Below are 6,843 nucleotides of genomic sequence, written 5' to 3'. Positions count from 1 at the left end.
GGACGGGCGGCAGTCCCGGCGGATCGTCGGCCGGCGGGGACCGGGGACGGGCGGCAGTCCCGGCGGATCGTCGGCCGGCGGGGACCGGGGACGGGCGGCAGTCCCGGCGGATCGTCGGCCGGCGGGGGTCGCGGACGGGCGGCAGGCCCGGCGGATCGTGAGGCGGCGGGCGTCGCTACCGTTTCCGGCATGACCGGGTACGCCGACGACATCGCCCTCGCCCACCGGCTCGCCGACGCCGCCGACGCCATCTCGACGGCCCGGTTCCGCGCGCTCGACCTGCGGGTCGAGGCGAAGCCCGACCTCACGCCGGTCTCCGACGCCGACACGGCGGTGGAGCGGGAGATCCGGGCGCTGCTGGCCGAGCACCGGCCGGGCGACGGCCTGCTCGGCGAGGAGTACGGCGAGCAGCCCGCGAGCGGCCCGGAGGGCCGGCGCTGGGTGGTCGACCCGATCGACGGCACCAAGAACTTCATCCGGGGGGTGCCGGTCTGGGCCACCCTGATCGCGCTGCTTGAGCACGACCGCCCGGTGGCCGGGCTGGTGTCCGCGCCGGCGCTGGGCCGCCGCTGGTGGGCGGCGCGCGGCGAGGGGGCGTACGCCGGGCCCGACCTGGCCGGCGGCGCCCCGATCCGGGTCTCCGGCGTGCGGGACCTGGCCGACGCCAGCTTCTGCTACTCCTCCCTGACCGGCTGGGAGGCGGCCGGCCGCCTCGACGCGGTGCTCCAGCTCATGCGGGACACCTGGCGCAGCCGGGCGTACGGGGACTTCTACGGCTACATGCTGCTGGCCGAGGGCGCGCTGGACGTGATGGTGGAGCCGGAGTTGTCGCTGTGGGACATCGCCGCGCTGGTGCCGATCGTCACCGAGGCGGGCGGCACCTTCACCGACCTGACCGGCCGGCCGGCGCCGGGCGGCGACACCTCCGTCGAGAACAGCGCCGTGGCCAGCAACGGGCTGCTGCACGCCGACATCCTCGGCCGGCTGGGTCGGCCAACCGAGCACTGACCACCGGCAACCTCTATCCTCGCCAGGTGGTCTCCTCCGGCTGGTGCTTCCTCGCGGCGATGATCGTCGCGTACGGCGTCGCCAACCTGCTCCAGTCGGTCGCCGCCGCCCGCACCACCGTGCACCACAGCTTCGATCCGGGGCTGCTGCTGCGCCTGGCCGGCCACCGCACCTACCTGGTCGGGCTGGGCTGCCAGGTGGCCGGGTTCGTGCTGGCCTTCCTGGCCCGCCGGGACCTGCCGCTCTTCCTCGTCCAGGCCAGCGTCGCCGCCGGGCTGGGGGTCACCGCCGTGCTCGGGGTGCTGGTGCTGAAGTGGCGGTTGCCGGCGGCCGAGGTGGCCCTGCTGGTGCTGCTCTTCGCCGGGATCAGCGGGCTGGTGGTCGCGGCGCGGCCGGCGCCGTCCAAGCCGCTCGGCACCGCCGTCATGATCGCCCTGGCGGTGGTGCTGGGCGTGATCGCGGTGCTCGGCTTCTTCGCGGTACGGCTGCACGGCGCGCCCGGCTCGGTGGCGCTCGGTTCGCTGGCCGGGCTGGCCTTCTCCGCCGCCGCGGTGGCCGCCCGCCCGCTCGCCTCCGCCCCGTCGGCGGAGGCGTTCCTGCAGAACCCGCTGCTCTACCTGCTGGTCGTGCACTCGATCGTCGGTCAGCTGCTGCTCGGCCTGGCCATGCAGCGGGGGTCGACCACCGCCGCCGTGGCCGCGATGGACGCCGCCGGGGCGGTGCCCGCGGCGATCGTCGGCCTGCTGCTGCTCAACGACAAGATCTGGCCCGGCCGGGAGTGGCTCGCCGCGGTCGGGTTCCTGGTGACCCTCGCGGCGGTCATCGGCCTCACCCGGTACGCCGAGCCCCAGCACCACCACGCGGTCGCCCACGAGCGGCGCCGGGCGATGGTCGGCGCCGGATCGCCCGGCCGCCCGCTCTGACCCCCGCGGCGGGGACGCCTCAGGCCGCCTCGACCGGCTTGCGGCGGCGTACCACCCGCTCGTAGAGGCGCTCCAGCGCGCCCGCCGTCCGCTCCCAGGTGTAGCTGCACCGCACCCGGTCCACCGCCGCGTGCCCGTACGCGAACCGCCCCGCGTTGTCGGCGAGCAGCCGGCGCAGCGTCACGCCGAGGGTGCGCACGTCGCCCGGCGGCACCAGCCGCCCGGTGACCTCGTCGACGACCGCGTCGGCGATCCCGCCCATGGCGTAGCCGACCACCGGCACCCCGCAGGCCATCGCCTCCAGCGACACCCGCCCGGCGGAGGAGTAGTGCGGGGTGCAGGCGACCACGTCCGCGGAGCGGTACCAGGTGGCCATCTGGTCGTGCGGCACGGCGCCGACCAGCTTCACCTGCTCGGCCACCCCGTTGCGTTCGGCCAGCTCGCGCAGCCGGCGGGCCTCGGCGTGGTTGGCCAGCTGCTCCACCGGCGGGCCGCCGGCGATCACCAGCTCGGCGTCGCCGACCAGCCGCATGGCCCGGATCAGGTCCTCCTGGCCGTGCCCGGGCGAGAGCCCGCCGACGGAGAGGATCCGGGCCCGCTGGTCGCGGGGGGCCGCCTCGCCGTCGGGGTGGAACCGCTCGGTGTCGACGCCGGCGGGGACCATCGCCACGGCGGTGCGTTGCAGCCCCATCCGGGTCAGCTCGTCGACCTCGTCGTTGCACTGGGCGACCGCGATGTCCACCGCCCGGGTCAGCGCCCGCTCCAGCGGGATCCGCTCCCCCGGCCCGTCGTACTGGCGGCCGAGGTGGCGCAGCTGCTCCACGCCGAGCGAGTGGAAGGTCTGCACCACCGGGATGTCGGTCTCCCGGACGGCGTGCGCGGCGGCCAGCCCGCCGATCCAGTAGTGCCCGTGCACCACGTCGGGCGTCCAGTCGCCGGCCCACCGGTCGGCCAGCCAGCGGCCGAACTCGGACACGTACGGGACCAGCTCGGCGGTGGGGATCGGGGCGGCGGGACCCACCGGCACGCGGTCCACGCGGTAACCGCCGACCGTCGCGGTCTCCGCCAGCTCCGGGTCGTCGCGGCGCTCGTACACCCGGACGTCGTGGCCCCGTCCCGCCAGTTCGGCGGCGACCCGGGCGATGTGTTCGTGGGTACCGACGGTCGGACCGTCGGCACGCCTGGGTGGGCCGGCGTGCGCGTAGACGATGCCGACGCGCATGGGTCACCTCCATGCGATCTTCTCAGCGGTGGTCCTCCGGTCAGAGGGTCCCATTAACCAGACCCCCGGGAGCCGAAACCTGGCAGATCGGGAAGAGCCCGACGGGTGCCGCAGAAACTTGCGTGGCGACAAGTACCCATCGCTCAGTGGTCCCACTCCGCCGGGATCCGATCGACTGTCCGTCGCATGACCAACCCACCCCTGGGTACGGGCGAAGAATGCCTCTCACCCGCAGCCTCGCCGACGCCACCGTGGTGATCACCGGTGCCTCCAGCGGGATCGGCACGGCCACCGCGTACGCCCTCGCGCGGCGGGGCACCGCCGTGGTGCTGGCCGCCCGGAGCGAGCCCGCCCTGGACCGGGTCGCCGACCGGTGCCGCGAGCTGGGCGGGCGGGCGCTGGTCGTGCCGACCGACGTGACCGACCCCGCCGCGGTCGAGCGGCTCGCCGCGCGCGCGGTCGACGAGTTCGGCCGGATCGACGGCTGGGTCAACAACGCGGCGGTCAGCGCGGTCGGGCTCTTCGACGAGATCCCGGTGGAGGAGTTCCGCCGGGTGCTGGAGGTGAACCTGCTCGGCGCGGCGTACGGCACCCGGGCCGCCCTGCCCCACCTGGCCGCGGCCGGCGGCGGGGTGCTGGTGAACAACGCCTCCGTGCTGGCCGAGGTGGCGATGCCCTACCAGTCGGCGTACAACGCCACGAAGCACGGCATCCGGGGGTTGGCCGACACGGTCCGCCAGGAGCTGCGGGTCACCGGCCGGGGCCACATCTCCATCTGCACGGTGCTGCCGGCCACCATCGACACCCCGTTCTTCGGGCACGCCGCCAACCACAGCGGCCGGGAACTGCTGCCACCACCTCCGGTCTATCCGCCGGAGGTGGTGGCGGAGACCATCGTCCGGGTGCTGCGCCGCCCGCGCCGGGAGGCGTACGCCGGTGGGGCCGCCCGGCTGATCGGCCTGCAGTGGCGGCTCGCCCCGGCGCTGGCGGAACGGGTCCTCGGCTGGTACGCCCACCGCACCCAGTTCGGGCCCGCCGCCCGGCTGGACAGCTCCGGGAACGTCTTCCACCCCGACGCGGAGGCCCAGCGCGACGGCGGCTGGCACGGCCGGCGGCGGCAGCTGGTGCGGATGACCGCCGCCTTCGGGTTGGCGGCGGCGGGAACGGCGGTCGGCACGGTGGCCGCGATGGCCCGACGAACGCGGACGGACCGCTGATGGACCGGGCAGGCCGGCCGGATGCAGGGTCCGTGCCCGGGGTGCACAATAGGACGATCATGCCGACCGATGTGCGTTGCCTGGTGGAGACGGACGAGGCGTCCGCGGTGGTCCGGCTGACCGGTGTGCTCGACCGGTCCGTGGTCGGCACGGTCCACGACGCGCTGCTCGCCCGCCTCTGCGACCGGCCGGGTCCGGTGGTGGCCGACCTGTCGAGCCTGCGGGTGACCGAGCCGACGGCCCGGGGCGTCTTCGCCGAGGTGCGTCGGGAGGTCGCCGACTGGCCCGCCGCCGACCTGCTGCTCTTCGACCCGACCGGGGCCGTCGAGGGCGTGCCGGCCTGGCCGACCCTGGAGGGCGCGATGGCCGCCCTGGCCGCCACGCCGATGGCCGCGGTGCTCAACGTCGACCTGGCGCCCACGGTGGGCGCCGCCCGGCAGGCCCGCCAGCTGGTGACCGACGGCTGTCACCGGTGGGGCGTGGTGGAGCTGGCCGAGCCGGGGTGCATCGCCGTCACGGAGATGGTCAACAACGTGGTCGCCCACGCGCGCACCGCGATGACCGTCCGGCTGGCCCCCCGGGACAGCACCCTGCACCTCGCGGTCCGCGACCACTCCCCGCGGCAGCCGGCGTTCGCCGGGCTGGCCCCGCTGAACTCCGCCGGCGGGCGGGGCCTGCTGTTGATCGACACGGTGGCCCGGCGCTGGGGCAGCACCCGGGTGCCGGACGGCAAGGTCGTCTGGTGCGTGCTGCACAGCGACGACGAGGCCGCCTTCCGCGGCTGATCCGCGCCGCACTTCTCCCCTTCCGTCCCGACTGGTGGGGCTTCCGCCCGAATGGCCACGGGCAGCACCGGTTACGCCGGGAGGGCAGTGGGTAGTGATCTGGCATGCGCGACGACGAGTACCCGACCCCCGTGTCCGACCCCGAGGCGGAGGGCCTGCCCGACACCGCCGACGACGACTCGACCGCCAAGGACGACGTCCTGACCGGGCGCGAGGCGGACGGTCCGGAGCCGGCGCAGTTGCCCGGTGACCGGACGCCGGTGGCGGTGGACCGGTTCGGGACCACCGCCGAGGAGCAGCTCCACGGCGAGTCGCTCGACTACAAGCTCGACCGGGAGCAGCGGGAACGCCCGGCCGACGACCCGCTGGCCGGCCCGGTCGACCCGGACATCGCCGCCGAGGCCGACAGCGAGGAGGCCGCGGCGCAGGCCCAGCTCGACGCGGACGTGCTCGACCCGGGCCCGACCTCCGATCCGAAGTCGCCGGTCTCCCTCTACGATCACGGCAAGCTCGGCAGCGTCGCCGACAGCCAGGTGGGGCGGCTGGTCGAACCGGACGAGGGGGCGCACACCGACCAGGAGACCGACTCGGTCGCGTACGACGCGGGGTCGGCTGGCGGCGGCCCGAGCGCCGAGGAGCTGGCCATCCACGAGACCCGGCCGCCGCACTCGGTCTGACCGCGCTCAGTCGTCCAGGCCCCACTCGATCGCGTACCGGGTGAGTTCGACCCGGTTGTGCAGCTGGAGCTTGCCCAGCGTGTTCTGCACGTGGTTCTGCACGGTGCGGTGGGAGAGCCCGAGTCGCTCCGCGATCTGCTTGTACGACAGCCCCTTGGCCACCAGGCGCAGCACCTCGGTCTCCCGGTCGGTGAGCCGGGGTGCCGCGCCCCCGCCGCCCGGACCGCCGTGCGCCCCGGGCGCGGCTCCCGCCGGGTCGGCGGCGAGCCGGCGGTACTCGCCGAGGACCAGCCCGGCCAGGCCGGGCGTGAAGACCGGCTCCCCCGCCGCCGTCCGCTGCACCGCCCCCAGGAACTCGGCCGGGGCGGCGGACTTCAGCAGGTAGCCGGTGGCCCCCGCCTTCACCGCGTCCAGCACGCTCTGCTGCTCACCGCTGGCCGAGAGCATCAGCACCCGCACGTGCGGCAGCACGGCGCGCAGACCCCGGATCACCTCCACCCCGGAGATGTCCGGCAGTTGCAGGTCGAGGACCACCACGTCGGGCCGGGTGGCGGCGGCGACGCGTACCGCCTGGCGCCCCTCGCCGCTGGTGGCCACCACGAGGTGGCCGGCCTCGGTCAGGTCCCGGGCCACCCCTTCCCGCCACATCGGGTGGTCGTCGACGACCATCACCCGCACACCGCTCATGTCGTCCGCTTCCTCGGCACGGTCAGTTCCAGTTCGGTGCCGGCGCCGGGGGCCGAGTTGATCCGCACCGTGCCCCCGAGGTCGACGATCCGCCCCCGAATCGACTGGGCGACCCCCAGCCGGCCCTCCGCGGCGGCCTCGGCCAGCCGGCCGTCCGGCATCCCCGGCCCCTCGTCGCGGACCGAGACGGTCACCGTGGCGCCCTCGTCCTCGATCAGCACCCAGGCCCGCCCGTCGGCGTGCCGGGCGACGTTGTCCAGGGCGGCGGCCGTCGCGGCGGCCAGCTCACGGGCCACCGGCGCGGGCAGCGGCACTGCGGTGGCC

The 6,843-nt window shown here is 75.5% G+C and carries 7 protein-coding genes and 1 pseudogene; 5 read left to right on the top strand and 3 right to left on the bottom strand.

The genetic code is table 11. From position 1 onward, the window contains the following. Positions 1 to 189: 189 nt before the first annotated feature. Positions 190 to 1,008: a histidinol-phosphatase gene (gene hisN / locus NCC78_RS25315; protein WP_250797529.1), complete on the top strand. Its 819-nt coding sequence runs from the start codon at positions 190 to 192 to the stop codon at positions 1,006 to 1,008. 59 nt (positions 1,009 to 1,067) lie between these two features. Then, a pseudogene (locus NCC78_RS25310) lies at positions 1,068 to 1,996 on the top strand (DMT family transporter). Here the strand turns inward: NCC78_RS25310 and NCC78_RS25305 are convergent. Beyond that, positions 1,951 to 3,153 (bottom strand): glycosyltransferase, encoded by a 1,203-nt coding sequence (locus tag NCC78_RS25305; RefSeq protein WP_250797523.1) that lies wholly within the window; start codon positions 3,151 to 3,153, stop codon positions 1,951 to 1,953. The pseudogene NCC78_RS25310 and the gene NCC78_RS25305 overlap by 46 nt on opposite strands. Before the next feature lie 218 nt (positions 3,154 to 3,371). Here NCC78_RS25305 and NCC78_RS25300 point away from each other — a divergent pair, with 218 nt between their 5' ends. From NCC78_RS25300 to NCC78_RS25290, 3 genes are all read left to right on the top strand, one after another. Continuing rightward, positions 3,372 to 4,370, top strand: coding sequence for an SDR family oxidoreductase (locus NCC78_RS25300; protein WP_250797521.1), 999 nt, complete (start codon positions 3,372 to 3,374; stop codon positions 4,368 to 4,370). Positions 4,371 to 4,429: 59 nt separating this feature from the next. Further along, positions 4,430 to 5,155 carry an ATP-binding protein gene (locus NCC78_RS25295; RefSeq protein ID WP_250797519.1) on the top strand — a complete coding sequence of 242 codons (726 nt, stop codon included), beginning with the start codon at positions 4,430 to 4,432 and terminating at the stop codon, positions 5,153 to 5,155. Between the two features lie 104 nt (positions 5,156 to 5,259). Continuing rightward, complete coding sequence (locus NCC78_RS25290) at positions 5,260 to 5,832, top strand: DUF5709 domain-containing protein (RefSeq protein WP_250797517.1); 573 nt, start codon at positions 5,260 to 5,262, stop codon at positions 5,830 to 5,832. A gap of 6 nt (positions 5,833 to 5,838) precedes the next feature. On the opposite strand, the gene NCC78_RS25285 is transcribed toward NCC78_RS25290, so the two are convergent. Together NCC78_RS25285 and NCC78_RS25280 are read right to left on the bottom strand one after the other, a co-directional pair. Next, positions 5,839 to 6,519, bottom strand: coding sequence for a response regulator (locus NCC78_RS25285; RefSeq protein ID WP_250797514.1), 681 nt, complete (start codon positions 6,517 to 6,519; stop codon positions 5,839 to 5,841). Beyond that, on the bottom strand, positions 6,516 to 6,843 hold a 328-nt coding region (locus NCC78_RS25280), incomplete at its 5' end, for an ATP-binding protein (protein ID WP_250797512.1). The genes NCC78_RS25280 and NCC78_RS25285, both read right to left, overlap by 4 nt.

It is taken from the genome of Micromonospora phytophila, assembly GCF_023656545.1.
GTDB lineage: Bacteria > Actinomycetota > Actinomycetes > Mycobacteriales > Micromonosporaceae > Micromonospora > Micromonospora phytophila.
This window is presented reverse-complemented; position numbering and strand designations above follow the sequence as displayed.

Coding starts and splice junctions, on each gene's coding strand:
- hisN (WP_250797529.1), top strand. CDS start 190: ATGACCGGGTACGCCGACGACATCGCCCTCGCCCACCGGCTCGCCGAC.
- NCC78_RS25305 (WP_250797523.1), bottom strand. CDS start 3,153: ATGCGCGTCGGCATCGTCTACGCGCACGCCGGCCCACCCAGGCGTGCC.
- NCC78_RS25300 (WP_250797521.1), top strand. CDS start 3,372: ATGCCTCTCACCCGCAGCCTCGCCGACGCCACCGTGGTGATCACCGGT.
- NCC78_RS25295 (WP_250797519.1), top strand. CDS start 4,430: ATGCCGACCGATGTGCGTTGCCTGGTGGAGACGGACGAGGCGTCCGCG.
- NCC78_RS25290 (WP_250797517.1), top strand. CDS start 5,260: ATGCGCGACGACGAGTACCCGACCCCCGTGTCCGACCCCGAGGCGGAG.
- NCC78_RS25285 (WP_250797514.1), bottom strand. CDS start 6,519: ATGAGCGGTGTGCGGGTGATGGTCGTCGACGACCACCCGATGTGGCGG.